We start from the raw sequence: 17,052 nt of genomic DNA on the forward strand, positions 1-17,052 counted from the left end.
AACTTCATAATGAGTTTGAAAAATATTAATTAAATTGCACATATCATGTTATCACAGTCTGTATATACGCTCGTTAATCAACAGAATGGAAATTTGGCTTTCAAACTATTTGAGTTTGATAACAATAGTTATTTCGATCATGTTCAGCGTAATAATTATTTCACTCTTATATTAATTACATCAGGTGAAGGGATTGCCAAAGTTGACTTTTGTGATTATTCGTTTAAAGAGAATGCATTGTTTGCCTTTTACCCTTACCAGTCATTTATGTTGTGCTCAAAAAGGGCATTAATGGGTATTTCTATACAATTTCATCATGATTTCTTTTGCATTTATCGCCACCAGCAGGAAATTGCAGCTAACGGTATTCTATTCAACAACATCTATCAACAGCCCTTTATTTATCTTAATGAAAACTGTAAAAGCACCATATTAAATCTCATCCAGGGAATCGCTAATGAACTAAAAGATGAAGCCTTCAGGAAAGATGAAGTTCTTGTTTCCTATCTTAAAATTTTGCTGGTAATGGCTACAAGGATAAAACTTGAACAGCAATCCATTCAGGACGCAGAATATCCGAATGGAAAACAACAATTTTTGATCCAAAATCTCAAAAATGCAATAGAAGAGAATTTTCGGATAAAGCATTCCGTCAGTGATTATGCCGATCTTCTTAATCAGACCCCTTCATCTCTGGCACGGATCACAAAAAATCATTTTAACAAGACACTTTCTGATCTGATCATCGAACGTATTATCATTGAAGCAAAAAGAGAATTATATCTTACGGATAAAACGATCAAAGAAATAGCGTATGAGCTTGGATACGAGGATGAATACTACTTCAGCAGGCTCTTTAAAAATAAAACAGATATTTCACCTCAAATTTATAGGAATACCATTGGATTTAACAAAGGTAATTTATAATTAATATCAATTTAAAATTTTATACTTTTTAAAGGAAAATTAAATACCGTATTAGCAATGAGCAACTATAATAAATACATGCTTGAATGTATTGAACTCGCCAAACAGGCTTTGGAAAAAGGAAATCCACCAGTCGGATCTTTGCTGGTTTTTAACGATAAAATTATTGGCAGAGGAATCGAGTCCGGAAAATCTACAGGAGATATTACACAGCATGCAGAAATTTTAGCGGTAAAAGATGCATTGGAAAAAGGTTATCGGGATACATTAAATCAATCTATTCTTATCTCTACACATGAACCCTGCATTATGTGCTCCTATCTTATCAGACATCATAAAATTGCAAAAATTGTCTTTGGCGTTTCTGTTCCTTCAGTTGGCGGACAATCTTCGGAGTTTAAAATCCTGGAGACTGAAATCATTCCAAAATGGGGTAAAAAACCTATAATTGAATCAGGAATATTGCAACATGAATGTGAACTCCTGAATCAGCAATTTACAGATTATCTATCCAATCAATAAAACCTCATGCAGGCTTCTTTGATATAGATCTTAGATAAGTCAAAACATTCTTATCAATTTCCAAAATTCACAAAATGAGGAATGTCTGTTCCAAAATTGTTGATTGGCAGAAGGTTGTTTCTATTACTATTAAAATCAAAAACCGAATTATTATCGAAAGGAACACGGGGATAATAGGTAAAAGAAATCTGGATCCTATTGAAAACGAGAAATGGATTATTAATTAAGACACCAATTCCTATTTTTGTGTTTGCATTTGTTTTCAGGAGTTTATCATCAGGCATCCCTAACCAACCGACTGCTGCAGTTAAATACGGACTGAAATGAAAGTTCTTCCACGTTTTATTAATAAACAGTTGAAGTTGATATCTTAAAACCAATTTTTTTGTTCCTATATAATCTGAATTATAAACAGGAAATTCATCTGCAGAAGAAAGATTAATTCTGTCTTTATAAGTATAATTATGTTGTGGATTTCCCAATGCCAGAGTCGGAGAAAAGAAATGTCTTACTTTAGCAAATTTCCAATCCATAAGATGGGTAAAATAAGTTCCATCCAATCGGAAAGATTCACGATTTTGGTCATCTTCATTAAAAAATCTTCCAAACTCAGCTTTCAAATTGAAATAACCCAACTTTGTAAATTGACCATAAGATCCTGAAATTCCCACATAGGGTTTAACATCATTACTTCTTGATAAACCTCCTGCAGTAAAATTTACCGAATTACCATAAGCAATATCCTCCGGCAGATCATATTGAAAAATATTCTTCTGAACCGAAAAATTCCTGTGAATAAATCCGATAGACATGAGAAAACTGTTGTATGAGCTAAAATACTTATACTGATCACTTTCAGGACTGTCTTTGTATTGATAATTTTGAAATCTCCCAACCACTGAAATATTGCTGGAGACTTTTTCACTTGGGTCAGATGAAATAGGGATTTGATAACCACCCCATAAGTCCTGGCTGAACACTTTGATCTGAACTTCCGGATAAGTCGTATCAGTTTCTATAGGAAGCAGAACATTTCGCATAAAATATTCAAAAGTAAAACCACCTGCCCATCTTGTCAGAGGTGAGAAAAAATCCCTTCTGACATTGAAATTGATCCTCTCATTTCTAAAAAAATCACGTTCCCCCAGAACCTGGGCATTGATATAAGAACCAAAAAGATTATATGCTGTATAGCTTCCCAAAAGATAGTTTTGTTTTTCCTTGGAATCATTTCTATAAAGAAAATCCAGGGTATGGCCTAATCCCAATACATTTTCTTCGGTAACTCCCAAACCTATTTTACTTCCTGAATAGCTGACTCTCGGTTTTAGGCTCCAGGAATCGAGAACCTTTACAACAACATCAATAGAATCTTTGCTGGAGGTACTATCAGAAACACTGATATTAACTCTGTTTATAAAAGGCATTGTTCTCAGCAAACGTTCAGATTCGTAGAGTTTCTGAGCATTATATTCTTCACCTTCCTTAAAAAGCAAATAATTATTAACTGTAGAAGTTTTTGTGTTAGAATGAAGATGATCAGTCAGCCAATCGTACCATTTGAGTTTTTCTTTATTATCTTTAGAGCCATATCCAAAAGGATCGATGGTCTCTACCCGGATTTTTCTGATATATTTTTTATTGTAAGTCTCCTGAAGCATCTTTTCGGTCCTGGATTTAACAGAAGCTGAATCCGCTTCCCTACGAAATATCAAACGATGAATGAATTTGGTAACTTTTCTTTGATCTGAAAATTCTTCTATTTTATAATAAAGAGAATCTTTTTTTTCCTGTGCATTTAAAAAGGAAAAACCACTTATAAGCATAATTAAAATTACAATCGATCTAGTCATTAGTCATCAAAAATTCAATAAGATTTCTAATATCAATTTATAAGCCAATAAAGATTAAAAACATACTAATATCTCGAAATATTCATGTAAAGATTAGAAGTCGTTGTTATTTTGAATTTTCGAAGGCAGCAGAAACATAGCTTAGTAGATAAGAACCTTACCATAAACCATTGCGGATATACTGGATTTTGAAAATATGGCAATTATTATCATTTAGTGTTAAAGAATTAAAATCTTCTTAATTTTTTCAATTATAAGGCAAATATCCATTTTCGAAATCTTTAAATGAGTAATTTAGCATTGGATTAAAAATGCGCTAAGATATTTATGAAAAATATATTCTTTTTATTGCTTCTTTCAATTGCACAACCTGTATTGTCACAAACTAAATTAGAAAAAGCAATTACAAATCTTGAAAATAACTACGAACAAGAAAAAGTATACCTACTTACCGACAAATCACAATATGTAGCAGGTGATAAGATATGGTTTAAAAGCTTTGTATTTGATGGCTATAATCGTTCTGCATTGTCTACCACTCTATTCGTTGAATTGTACAATTCCGATAAAAAATTAATAGACTGGAAAACCATACTTCTAACGAATGGTGAAGGCAGCGGAGATTTTAAACTGAAAGAGGACCTTCCTGAGCAAGTTTATTTCGTAAGGGCTTATACGCCTTATATGAATAATTTTAGTGAAGATTTTCAGATTGTTAAAACTATTCCTATTTACAATCCCAATTCAACTGAAGCGTTGGAAATTTCTAAAAATTCTGATTGGTCCGCTAAAGCTTTTCCGGAGGGTGGAAATTTCATTAATGGTATGCCAACAAAATTTGCCGTAAGATTATCAGGCGATGCTTCTTTACCGGAAAGCTGGACCGGAAAAATAATAGACATACAAAATCCAAATGTGCCTATAACGACCTTTACATCTTTTGATAAAAATGTTGCATCTTTTAAAATTACTCCGGTTTTAGGAAAAAAATACCAGGTCATCATTCAGGATAATACAGGGAAAAGTCAGACCATAGATCTCCCACAAGTTGCAGGCAGTGGTGTTAATCTGGAAGTTTCCAGCTCTAAGGAAGGTATTAAATACAGCTTAAAAGGAGTTAATCTAACACAACAGCTCCAAAATTATAAAATCGTTGGAACCATCAATAATCATCTTGCTTATAAAGCTAATATCACTCAGTTAACCAATGAAGCTTCAAGTCTTATTCCTACAAAAATTAACAATGGAAACAACGGTGTTTTACAATTAGCCATTTTTGACGGCCAAGACAATCTGGTCGCACAAAGACTTTGTTTTATAAAGCCCAATAATTTAAAAATTGAAAAAGCAGAGATTATCGGTCAGAATTTAAAACAAACGCCAAGATCATTCAACAGCATTGATCTTTCACCAGAGTCTGTTTTTAAAAATTATACTGTTTTGGTAAGTGAGGATGACGGTAGCCACAATCAGGACGAAGAAAATATACTGAGTAGCCTTTGGTTAACAGGAGATTTTACTACAAAAATAGACACGCCAGCACAATATTTTTCTAAAACTGCCAATAGCGAAGCTTTGGATGCTCTGCTTATTTCTGAAAACTGGAAGAGATTTGACTGGAACTCTTTACTTAGCGGATCTTTACCGGTCATTAAAACCAATTCTCAAAAATTTCTTTCTTACAGGATAAAGCCACTTAAAAACAATGCTTTGCTGAAAGATACTAATGTAAATTTAGTATTAAAATTAGGTGAAAATGAGCCTGTCATTAATCAATTCAAAACCGATCAAAATGGATATATCTATTTAGACAACCTTAGCTTCAATGAGCCTCTGGATGTTTCATTATTTGTAAATTCAGAAAGTAATAAAGAATCGGGAACAGATAATTTATTCGTTACCATAGAACCACTGGTAACTCCTACACAATTTAAAGGCAGTTTCCCAAGTACAAAATACAAATTGGTGAAAGCCGCTGAAAATAAAAAAGTTTCTCCAGCAATTTCCAGAGCCATCAACACTCAGAAAAACATAAAAAAAACAGAGAATATTGATGTACAAATTGAAGAAGTAAAATTAGTAGGAAAAAAGAAAGATCCAAAAGAAGACTTAGACAAACAACTTTCTACCGGAATGTTTAGTTCTATCAATTCTACAATTTTTGACTTTGTAAATGAAGACCAACAGGCCGCAGGATCAAACAATATACTAGATTGGCTGCAGGGAAGAGCTGCTGGATTAACATTTCAAAGAGATAACTCAGGTGTGAATGTCCCCTACATTCGTGGTCAGAAGGCTAAGTTATATTTGGACGAAGTACCTACTGATCCCAGTATCATTACAAGCCTTCCTATAAGCAATATTGCGATGGTAAAAATCATTAAAGAATCAGGGTTAATAGGTAATGCCGTTGCAATCTATACCATGAAAGGAAATATGAAATCTAAAAATAATGTAAAAGAAACTCAAAATAACAACTCATCTATACTAAAAGGTTATGATAAACCTTCAGAATTCCCTATTGAAATGTTAGATGATGATTCTCCAGCGAAAATTGAAAATGACACCCGGGAAACACTCTATTGGAATCCAAATTTATTTGATAGTGATTATGTTCCGCCGATGATTAAATTTTATAATAACGACAGTGCAAAACAATACAAAGTACTTATCATAAGCTTTGACGAAGACGACAATCTACTTTACGATAAAGAAATTTTAAAATAATATATTTCTCTACATTAAAAAGCCTTTCAAAATAATTGAAAGGCTTTTTTAATATTTTAAAATGTCCTCGTGGTTTGAGGATATTCTTTTTGTCAAAATAAATTCAGTACATTTAAAATATATCGAGCGATTTATTTATGAGGAAGAAGCAAGCTTGCCCATTACATTTGATAACTATTGTCTGGTTTTTATCGATTGCATAAATGTAACTTATTTACCAAAGTATTTGTTAAGGTTCCTTAACCATAACCTAAATCCGCCCAACATTGGGATACATAAGATTGTGGGTTACTTTTTAATACGATAAATGACTTCTTGTTGTGTCATTTTCTTATCCAAATATACTTAGATTTTTAGCAATATCTTTACCTGCATATGGAGGAAATACATCTAGTTCTAGATCAGGGTTTCCTACTAGTATAGATTTTCTATTGCTTAGTGCTTCGAAACCTGCTTTTCCATAATATTTACCCATTCCTGCATAACCTACGCCGCCAAACGGGAGACTGTCTATAAAGCAGTGTACGTTAGTCTGATTGACACACCCTCCACCAAAAGAAACGGCATTTAGGAAATAATCAATATTCTCCTGGTTTTTACTAAAAATATAAGCAGCTAAAGATTTGGGCTTGCGTTTAATGATTTCTATAGTTTCTTTTAGATCACTGTATATTAGAATTGGAAATACAGGACCGAAAATTTCCTGCTGCATTGCGGGGTCTTCCCAAGTACTCGGGTATAAAATAGTAGGCTCAACATACCTATCTTTAACATTAAAACGACCTCCTAAAACCACTTTTTCAGGAAGGATGTATGATGCAACTCTTTCAGTATCGTGTTCACTTATCATTCGGGCAAAATCTGGACTTTGACTTGGATCTTCTCCATACATTTTGACTGTTGCCTTTTTTAGCTTATCAACAAATTCATCAGCAATACTTTCGTGTATATATACATAACCTGGCGCAATACACCACTGACCAGATATAGCCATATGTCCCCATAGAACACGGTCAACAGCAATATCTAGATTTGCCGTTTCATCTACGATCGTTGGATTTTGTCCCCCAAGCTCTAAGATAATAGGCGTTAAATTTTCGGCAGCTGCACGCATCACGACTTTTCCAACAGCTGAGCTACCAGTAAAGAAGATAAAATCGAAAGGAAGTTTAAGTAGTTCTGTGATTTCTTCTCTCCCTCCTGTTACTACAGATACGGATTCTGGTTCAAAATATTTGGGAATTAACTCAGCAAATAATTTAGCAACTGTAGGGGTCGTATTCGCGGGTTTTAAAATTACAGGATTTCCAGCAGCAATGGCAGCAATAGCTGGGTCTAATAACAATAAAACAGGAGCATTAAACGGACCTATAATTAATGTTGTACCAAATGGTTCTTTATAGATTAAACCTCTGTTACCTGTTTCTTCTAATCCTATTGGTATCTCCACTGGTTCAGGAGCCATCAGAGCTTTCAGATTTTCTTTAAAGTATTTAATTACTCCCAAGGGAACGGTTATCTCAAACAATTGCTCGAATGGCGGCTTATTGAAATCAGTTTTCAAAGCCTGACAAAAGGTTTCTTGATTTTCGGTTAAGAATTTTTCTAACCTGTTGAGTTGATCTATTCGCCACTCATAGGTTTTGGTAACATCGGTATAAAAAAATTCTTTTTGTTTGTCAAATAATGATTGGTAAGTATTCATAATTTTGTGTTTTTGGTTAATTTTCCTGATAAATTATTTCTAATTTTAGTCTGATAAACACCCGACCTTATTTATTCTGATAAAGCCTCAATAACTAATTGAGATGCCAGAAAGCTACTGTGTTGTTGTTGGGCAGTAATCAACCTACCATCTCTAATGGCAAATGGTTCCAATGCTCCGGCAAGTTGGTGTTTGGGTTTTTTCTAGCTTCTGTTTCAATGGTGTAATCATTTACCGTCATTCCAAACATTTCGTTGATCATATTTTCTTCACTATCTGCAAACCCAGTCCAGGTTTTTCCATCTGCTAGAAGTTTTCCATTACTTAATTTTGTCCATAAAAGCAAAGATGTTCCGTGGCAAATTAAACAGGTAATTTTTCCAGCTTCATAAAAATCGGCAATCAGTTGATGCAGCTTAAGATCATCTTTGAAATTAATTAATGGCGCTCCACCACCCGATACACAAACGGCATCATAATCGGCTATATTGATATCTGCAATAGGAAGGGTATTTTCCATCCATTGACCAAATGTTGAGTGATGTACAAAACCAATACTTATCAAATCGTTTGGATAAGCACCTTTAGGGTTTTCGGGATTGCTGTGTCCATCAAACACTACTTTACCACCATTGGGAGAAGCCACATCTACATCATAACCTGCATTGATAAAATCAAAAAATGGTCGTGTCATTTCTTCGGCAAAAAATCCAACTTCCATTCCGTGGAGTTGTGCTGCATTGGAAACCAAACACAAAACCTTTTTCTTAGGGAAAGTATGCTTGGGCTGTTTTCTAATAATATTCTTTTGTTGGTTCATAACTTTTATTTTTTTTATTTTTATTTATTTAAGAAATTGCCCTTTTAATAGCTGCTATTCTTGTTTCCCAAAAATCTTTAGAGACTTTTGCATCTGGCACCAATGTATCAAATACATGTGTCATACCTGGATAAATATGCAACTCTACCTGTACACCTGAGGCGGCTAATTTCTGGGCATATTCAATACCTTCATCCCTTAAGCAATCCATTGTTCCCACAGCTATATATGCTTTGGGCAGATTACTCAAATCTTCTACCAAATTGGGTACTGCCTTTTTATATTCGCTTTCAGGAACACCGGTAAGATAACTTTGAAAACCATAATGATTCATCCAACTATCCCAAACTCCTATACTACATATTTCTTTGTTACTTTCAGAAGTAACTCTAATGTCGAGCATAGGATATGCTAGTACTTGTAAACATATTTTAGGGCCTTTTTCATTTCGGGCCCTAAGGCTTACTGAGGTAGATAGTAATCCTCCGGCACTCCCCCCTCCAACAACGATCTTATCTGTATCAATTCCAAATTCAGCTGCATTATCCGATACATATACCAAGCCTTCGTAACAATCGTTCAAAGGTTTAGGATAAGGATTTTCTGGTGCCAAGCGATAGTTTACGGAAATGATAACACTATCTAATTCCAATGCCAGTTTATATAAGGTGCTGTCTTCCTGTTCTGGTAATCCGCTGATCGTTCCCCCTCCATGCATCCAATAAAGAAGTGGTTTTGGATTGGTCGCTGTTCGTGGCGTAAAAACTCTTAACTGTATTTCAATCCCGTCGCTGTTCGTGAAAAATTTGTTCTCTACTTTTAATTCAGAGGTGCTATTGACACCTACTTGCAGAGCCATTTGTTTTAATGCACCACGAAATACCTCGTGGAGAGGTGTTCCATTGGGTAGAGCAGGCTGACCAGCATATTTTCTTAGTATTAAGGCCAGTTCAGGGTCTACGTTTAATTGATATTTCATTTGTGTTTTTTATTATTAGAAGATAAACCTTAAAAAATCAGCAGTTTCCAGGCTGCTGATTTTTAAAATATTTCTAACTTATCTGGTTGTATAACCACCATTTGAGAAAATAGTTTGCCCAGTAATCCACCATCCATCAGTTACTAAGAATGTAATTAATGGAACGATATCTTCAGGATCTGTTAGTCCTGTTTTACTAAAGCTACTTAATGCTGCTGCAGATTTGTTATAAGCTGCCGAACCATCGGTTTCCTGACCATAAAAGAATGGAGTTTCCATAGGACCCGGTCCTACAGCTGTTACCGAAATCCCTCTTGATCCAAACTCTTTAGAAGCTGCACGGGTGTAATGCTCAATAGGAGCCTTACTTCCTGGGTAGATAGCATAATCATTGGTATAGGCTGCTAACAATGAACTAACAATTGTACAAATCTTACCATTATCAGCAATTTTTTTTCCTGCCTCTTGTAAAAAGAAGAAAGCAGCTTTTGAATTTACAGCAAAAATTTTGTCGTAGTCTTCTTCTGTTACGTTCACAATTGGTTTCTTAATAACCATACCTGTAGTATTTACGGCTATATCTACTTTTCCATATTTTTCGATCGCAGCATCAAACAATTTTGTATTGTTTTCTACTACTGTTAGATCTCCTTGTATTGCAAAAGCTTCTCCACCTGCTGCTATAATATCAGCTACTGTTTTGTCTGCATCTGGTTTAGTTGCATCACTATTGAAGTGCACTACTACTTTAGCTCCTTTACCTGCAAAATCTAAAGAAATTAATCTCCCTAGGTTTTTCGCACCACCACCTACTATGGCTACTTTGTCTTTTAAATCATTTCTTGACATACTTTTGTGTTTTTTTAAATTAAATAAATTGAGAAAATAAATATGAAATCATTCCATTGGAAAATATACCTTTCTAATTTTATATTATTTTTAAAAGCAATATAAAATTAGGTTTAGTCCTTTTTTTTGTAATCTATTTGCATTTAATTGATAGTGGAAACAATTCCTCCATTGATGTAATTTGTTGTACCTGTAATCCAGCGCGCTTCAGGAGATACAAGATAGAGTGCCAAACCTGTAACATCTTGGACATTGCCAATGCCCCCGTCAATAGACATAGATTTAAGCCATGCAATGTTTTCATCTGATTCTGCAGGATAAAAAAACGAAGTATCAAGTGGCCCTGGCGCAATACAATTGACTGTTATCCCACGATTCCCTATTTCTTTGGCAAGCGATTTCGAAAAATGCTCTAATGGAGCTTTACTTCCTGCATATCCAGCATACGTAGGCGCGAAAGCAGCTACCATTGTTGTTACGAAACTTAAAACTCGTCCATGATTAGCCATCTTTTGTGAGGCTTCTTTCAATAGAAAAAATGCTGCTTTTGCATTAACATTGAAGAGATCATCGAACTCAGTCTCTGTAAATTCAGCTAACGGCTTACGTATTATTTTTCCAGCTGTATTGATAAGAATATCAACCTGTCCAAATTCGGCAAGCGCTGCATCAAAAAGTTGTGTGGCTTGTTCCGGCCGTGTTAAATCAGCCTGAAATACAATAGCTTCACCGCCGTATCCACGTACAACAGATGCGACCTCCTCGGCTTGTTCTCGCTTTGAATCACTATTATAATGAACAACAATCTTAGCCCCTTCTTGTGCCAATAATTCGGTCAGTGCTCTACCAACATTAGCTGATGCCCCCACCACAATTGCAACCTTGCCAACAAAACGGCGGGCTCCAGTGCTCGTTGCAGTTGGATAACTTGTTGAAGTTAAATCTTTCATAATCTTTGTGTTTTTTAATTAAGAACTAAAGATATAAAAAAAAGCATTAATCACACCATTGGTTGAGGCTACCCATTTTTTTGTACAACCTGTACCAAGTCCATTATACCATTTTTAATTTAATTTCGCCCAAGTAAAGTTTGATGTAATGCTTTCAGCTTTATTTAAATTCAACAAAGGTGCTGTGTTTTTTAAATTTACAATACTTTTTTCATTAATTGAAATGCCTGTTTGTAAATAAAAGTATATTTCTTTAAGATTTGGTTTTATAAAATTATTTTGAAAATCTTCATCTAAGTTATCAAGAGCAGATTGTGATTTTATATAATTTTTAAGTCTTCTTCTTTTTACTGTTCTGTAAAATTTAATACTGAAGTATTTAACAACGTTCCAATAATCACACCTGCAATAGGAGTTATGATTTTCATAATTTAATTAAAGAGTTTTAGATCAAATTTATTTTGTCTACTTGTGGTAATACAATACCCTTCAAAAAGAAAATATTATATTTGAAATGAAAAGGTAATTTTTTTCATCATTTGTGTTTTTTAAGTCTCTCTTTTTGTGGGAGGTTTTTGTATTAGGTCTAATTAAAAACCTTTACCAAAATTGTGGTATAGAACTGCGAAAAATTATATTAACTAATTTATTTATTAGTAAAGAAAACCTAAAGTGTATATAAAAAGAATAACCCCTATAAATAGGGGTTATTTGTGACCGCAGAAGGACTCGAACCCTCACTGTCGGAGCCGAAATCCGAAGTTCTATCCATTAAACTATGCAGCCAGTTCAGGTAGTGAATTCTAGGACTTAGGTAATTTTTTACTTGTATCCTCCAATTTTACTACTAGAAGGTAATCTTCACACCACCCAAAATTTGAGCTCCCAACACTTTATATCCTTTATAGGTTTGATAGTTTGAGTTCAGAAGATTATTTCCGGTTGCGAAAATACTGAAATTTTTGTGAAATTTATACTCTGCGGAAAGATTTAAATCAGCATAACCACCAACTTTATCATTGGTATTCTCCGTAGACTGGTATACCATTGCCGGATTGGCTACTCCTTCAATTGAGTAAGAGTTTGTTGTTCTGTCACTTGCAAAGATTCCTTTGAATCCTAACAATAATTTTTTATCCAACATGCTATACTTAGCTCCGATACTCGCATTGAATAATGGAACGTTATAAATGTTATCGAAGTTCTTCAAATTATATTTTGTGAAATGAAATTCACCGTCTAAAACAAGATTAGCTAAAGGAAAATACTGAATACTTCCTTTGATATCACTTACATTACCATCATCATAAATTGCAGAAAATGTATTTGCGAAATTATAAGCAGAACGGTTCAATGTATAATCGTTGTTGAATAAATCATTTGCTTTAAAGAAAAGAATATCTCTCATTTTCCCGAAACCAGCAGAGAAATCATATTTAATTGTTTCATCAATATCTCCTCTTAAACCTGCATAGAAATGATATTTTGTTTCCGTTGGCTTCAGCATCTGATCAGAAAGGATAAAAGGATTCTGCTGTAAAAGATCACTATAAGTATTCAGCTTTAAACCTCCATCTACCCCACCGTAGAATTTAAATTCTTTAGCAGCAGCAACCTGAAATTCAGCTTTTGGAAACCAATAGCTTTTATTATTTTTCACCTGCTCCATCATAGTATTTGAATTTTTAGCATTCAAAAATGCAAATGAAGAACCTACCATCAAATAAGATTCTCCTTTAGCAAATGTAACTTTCGGATCTAAAGTAGCATTGAAAAAGTTGGATGAGTTTTTATCTCTGATGTCAAAATCTGTTTTTACGGTTTCTAATCCTACTCCTAAATCAGCATTCATCAGAATCCCATTTTTAGACAGTTCTACTGCATGTTTTGATAAATTAACCAAAACGGATGCCTGATTTTCCTGCGCATCAAAATGGTCTTTTAAAAATGATGATTTCACCCGTACATCGTTTAAGATCTCATTAGAATAAAAATCATAGTATCCATTCACTTTAAACTGATTCACCCTTTGGTCCAAATCAATATCCGCAGCAGGTTCTAATGCGTAGATCCCATAATATTTATTATTATCCAATCCATATTGAGCATTCAAATTGAATTTCCCTTTTTCACCATAAGAATTTAAAAAAGCTCCAATAGATGCCGAGCTCTGTTTAGAATCCCAGGCATATTCTTTTTTCAAACCTAAAGTCGAGAGAAAATGAACGTCTGCTCCTACTTCCAGTTTATTATTAAGTGTTTTAGAAATATTGGCATCACCAAGAATTTTTCCAAAATTCCCCATTCCAAATTGGAGATAGTTGTTTTGAGCTGTTCCCTCAAATTTTGGAGTCACATCCTGTCCCTGGATAGTCGAAGTTTTAAAGTCTGAAACCGCTGGAACATCCGTAATTTTATATTGTACAGGATTCTGAGATTTCTCTTCAGGCGGGTAATTCTTAATCGTTTCAATAGAAGTTTTTTTCTTTTCGATCTTTTTAACTTCCGGTTCTCTTTTTTTATTAAGAATCAGTTTCTCTTCTTTGATCTGGGAAAACGCAATCTGCGAAACCCCTAAAAATAATATGGATAATATTTGAATTCTTCTGTTCATTACGTATTGTATTTATGTATTCACGTAAAATGTATTAATGAATAATACCCATGAATACGAAGTACATTTTTATTTTTTGATCTGTTTTTTCACTTCTTTAGCTTCTGCTACGATTTCCGGGAAATCCTTGTAGTTGGCAATGATCTGATCACAAGTATAACTTGCCTGATAATTATCTTTTAAGCCAATATAATTTTTAGCCATTATTACCAGAGCTTTAGCTCCCCAATATTCTTCGGAAGAATAATTGTTCGCCAATTTGAAGATGGTTTCGTTGGAAGATTTGAAAGCTTTTCCTTTATTCTGGTAGAATGCTTTTGCATATAATGCTTCTGCCGCCACTTCTGTATTGGAAGACTTTTCAAGAGAAGCATATGCGGTCTGAGCATCTTTATCTTTGGAAGAGTTCATTAAGCTTCTTGCTTTGATCACTTTTGCCGTTTCAATTACTGCTGCAGAGTTTTTTGTATTAGCAATGACATCATTAGCCAGTTTTTCAGCCTGTGAGAAATCTTTTTCTTCAGCATACATCTTCATCAATTCTACGTTAGCATAGTTCTTAATATTAATATCAGAAGAGTTTTTAATGTTCTCTAAATATTTTTTGGCTTCGGCAGTATTACCTTGTGCTACATAAATCTGCGCTAAACGGGTCTGAGCATCATCCTGATAATCATTCTGAACGTTGGCAACCTCCTGCAACACTAATAATGCTTTTGTAGAATTATTCGTTTGATAATAACTTTCTCCCAATTCATATTTAGCCTGATAAAGGCCGTCTCCTGTTGGGTTTTGGGTTAAATATTTTTCGTAATAAGAAATAGCATTCTTGTAATCTTTCTTCGTGAAATATTGTTTTCCCGTAGAAAGATTGATCTCATCGATCTCTGAAGCATCTACATTAACCCCAATATTTTTAGCAAAGCTTTCGTACCCTGCAACATCACCACTTTTAGTGAAAATTGGTTTCGCTGCCTGAACAATTTTCTGAGCATACGCTGTATTCTTATACTGGTCCCCAAGAGTTTTTAATTCAGCAATCGCCTTATCATTTTGATTCTGATCAATGTAATTCTGAGCTCTGTAAATAGATGCATTGGCAATTAAATCTTTATCTGAAGATGTTTTAATTACTTTAGCGAAATAATCATTTGAATTCGCAAAATCATCCTGTGCTGCATATGCCGTTCCTATTTCATATTGAGAATCATCATAATACTCAGATGTCGGATACTTAGATAAAAGTGATTTTAAACTGGTTATTTTTGCCTGAGTATCACCTTTAAATCCTAAAGCCATTCCTTTTTGATATAAAGTATAGTCTGTAGCATCTTCATTTTTATCATAGATCGCAATTGCATCATTCAGCTCATTATTGGCATAATGAATATCTGCTAAACGAAGTTCTGCATCGTTTTTAAATTCCGGTTTAGGATTAGTTAAATATTGTTTGAAATAAGTTTGTGCCTGATCAAACTTTTTAGATTTAAAATAAGCATAGCCAAGATCGTAAGGCAACTGTTGCTTTTCAGGGAAAGTTGCTGTAAGAAGTTTCTCATAACGGGCAATTGCAGAAGGATAATTTCCTTTCTGGTAATACGTCTGAGCCAGCCAGTATAAAGCTCTGCTATTAAATTCTTTATTGATGTTGAAAGCTAAACTTCTTAAAAAATACTTCTCAGCTTCATCATAATTTCCTTTGTTGAACTCTTCAGTTCCCAGTAAATAAGAAACTTCCTGATCTACTTTGTCAATTTCAGGAGTGGAGCTTTGCAATCTGTCGATCGCATTGAGTGTTTCTTTATAATTTCCTGAGTACAAATAAGATTTCACCAAGAGAGACCTCATCTCTGAAGCATTGTCTGCATTCTGATTTTCATTGATATAGCTTTGAATAACCCCTGATGCACTTTCAAAAGGGTTTCCGATATCGTAGCTTAATTTTGCATATTGTTCATGAGCGAGCTTTTTCACCTTCGCATCATAATCCATCTGATAAGAAGAACGGAATGCTGAAAGAGCTTCCTGTTTTTTATCAACTGCCAGATAAGCATTTCCTAATTGGTAATAAGCATTTTGAGCCAATGCAGAATTGCTGTTTAAGAGCTGATTGTAATAAGAAACGGCTTCATCATATTTTTTCAATTGTGCAGCTACAAATCCCATTTCATACAAGTCATTTTCAGAAGGACTCTGCTGAACACTCAGATAATCTTTTAAGTGCGGATACGCTGAAGTATAATCATTCTTCATGAAATAACTTTCTCCAATGATCTTATGAACTTCCGCTTTATAAGAATCGGAAATATTTTCGTTCAATAACAGATTTCCTTCAGAGATCGCTTTATCATAGTCCTTATCATTGTAATACATCTGAACATAATACGGGCGAACAAGTTTAGCATATTTTGGCTGATCTTTTACAGAATCAAAATACTGAAATGCTTTATCATTCTGTTTATTAGAATAATATAAGTGCCCAAGCATGTAAGCAATATCTCCTTTTTGAGATTCATCCGCAGATTTGTAAGCTTCCTCCAGGGCATCAGTCGCTCCTTTAGAGTCTCCGGTCATGAATTTTGCGTACCCTAGTTTCAGAATATATTGTGTATTTTCCTCCTTTGAAAGCTGATACTGATTCACATTTTTTAAGGTCTCTAACGCCTTATCAAAATCTTTTTTAGCCAAATAATAATCCGCTAGTGGTAGATTAGCCTGAGCAAAATAAGCAGAATTCGGATATTCTTTAATAAAAGCAGTTAAACCTTCTTCAGCATGATTCTTCTGAAGGATCACTCCGATCACATTATCAAAAAACTGTGCAGCTTCTTTCTTAGACCTGGACAGATTTTGATTATAAAAATACTGTCTGGCATATTCGTATTGAGAAGCGTTGTATATTTTGGTCTGGTAAAGATTTTCGGCTAGATTGAATCTATAATTTTCTTTCTGGGTAAAGTATTGGGACTGTTGAGCATCGGAAATTCCGAAATAGATCACAGCAGCCGCTAAAAGTATTTTTTTTGATTTCATTCTTTATTTGAATAAAAAAATTAGTCTATATAAGTTAACGAAAATATTAAAAACTTATTGTTTAAGCAAGTTT

11 protein-coding genes and 1 tRNA gene are annotated in these 17,052 nt (G+C 34.1%); 3 read left to right on the forward strand and 9 right to left on the reverse strand.

All coding sequences use genetic code 11. The features are described from left to right. Positions 1-45: 45 nt before the first annotated feature. Positions 46-927, forward strand: coding sequence for a helix-turn-helix domain-containing protein (locus AC3WRL_RS12770; protein WP_492330436.1), 882 nt, complete (start codon positions 46-48; stop codon positions 925-927). A gap of 57 nt (positions 928-984) precedes the next feature. Beyond that, positions 985-1,449 carry a nucleoside deaminase gene (locus AC3WRL_RS12775; protein ID WP_492330437.1) on the forward strand — a complete coding sequence of 155 codons (465 nt, stop codon included), beginning with the start codon at positions 985-987 and terminating at the stop codon, positions 1,447-1,449. A gap of 53 nt (positions 1,450-1,502) precedes the next feature. On the opposite strand, the gene AC3WRL_RS12780 is transcribed toward AC3WRL_RS12775, so the two are convergent. Beyond that, a complete protein-coding gene (locus AC3WRL_RS12780) occupies positions 1,503-3,302 on the reverse strand; it encodes a POTRA domain-containing protein (protein WP_492330438.1) in 1,800 nt (599 codons plus the stop codon). A gap of 327 nt (positions 3,303-3,629) precedes the next feature. Between AC3WRL_RS12780 and AC3WRL_RS12785 the strand changes: the two genes are divergently transcribed. Then, positions 3,630-6,029: a hypothetical protein gene (locus tag AC3WRL_RS12785; protein ID WP_492330439.1), complete on the forward strand. Its 2,400-nt coding sequence runs from the start codon at positions 3,630-3,632 to the stop codon at positions 6,027-6,029. 331 nt (positions 6,030-6,360) lie between these two features. Here AC3WRL_RS12785 and AC3WRL_RS12790 read toward each other — a convergent pair whose 3' ends face one another. From AC3WRL_RS12790 to AC3WRL_RS12825, 8 genes are all read right to left on the reverse strand, one after another. Continuing rightward, the gene (locus AC3WRL_RS12790; protein WP_261512556.1) at positions 6,361-7,734 is read right to left on the reverse strand and encodes an aldehyde dehydrogenase family protein; all 1,374 of its coding nucleotides are present in this window, start codon (positions 7,732-7,734) and stop codon (positions 6,361-6,363) included. 139 nt (positions 7,735-7,873) lie between these two features. Next, positions 7,874-8,554 carry a type 1 glutamine amidotransferase domain-containing protein gene (locus AC3WRL_RS12795; RefSeq protein ID WP_492330440.1) on the reverse strand — a complete coding sequence of 227 codons (681 nt, stop codon included), beginning with the start codon at positions 8,552-8,554 and terminating at the stop codon, positions 7,874-7,876. 28 nt (positions 8,555-8,582) lie between these two features. Then, on the reverse strand, positions 8,583-9,533 hold the full coding sequence (locus AC3WRL_RS12800) for an alpha/beta hydrolase (RefSeq protein WP_492330441.1): 951 nt from the start codon (positions 9,531-9,533) through the stop codon (positions 8,583-8,585). 78 nt (positions 9,534-9,611) lie between these two features. Continuing rightward, positions 9,612-10,382 carry an SDR family oxidoreductase gene (locus tag AC3WRL_RS12805; protein WP_214831444.1) on the reverse strand — a complete coding sequence of 257 codons (771 nt, stop codon included), beginning with the start codon at positions 10,380-10,382 and terminating at the stop codon, positions 9,612-9,614. A 143-nt stretch (positions 10,383-10,525) separates the two neighbouring features. Next, positions 10,526-11,332, reverse strand: a complete 807-nt coding sequence (locus tag AC3WRL_RS12810) for an SDR family oxidoreductase (RefSeq protein ID WP_214831445.1) — start codon at positions 11,330-11,332, stop codon at positions 10,526-10,528. Between the two features lie 714 nt (positions 11,333-12,046). Next, a tRNA-Arg gene (locus AC3WRL_RS12815) sits at positions 12,047-12,118 on the reverse strand. Positions 12,119-12,179: 61 nt separating this feature from the next. After that, a complete protein-coding gene (locus AC3WRL_RS12820; RefSeq protein ID WP_261512560.1) occupies positions 12,180-13,946 on the reverse strand; it encodes a TonB-dependent receptor in 1,767 nt (588 codons plus the stop codon). 69 nt (positions 13,947-14,015) lie between these two features. After that, positions 14,016-16,979, reverse strand: a complete 2,964-nt coding sequence (locus AC3WRL_RS12825) for a tetratricopeptide repeat protein (RefSeq protein WP_214831447.1) — start codon at positions 16,977-16,979, stop codon at positions 14,016-14,018. Between the last annotated feature and the right edge of the window lie 73 nt (positions 16,980-17,052).

The sequence above is a fragment of the Chryseobacterium sp. FW101-FHT12H09 genome (assembly GCF_058790395.1).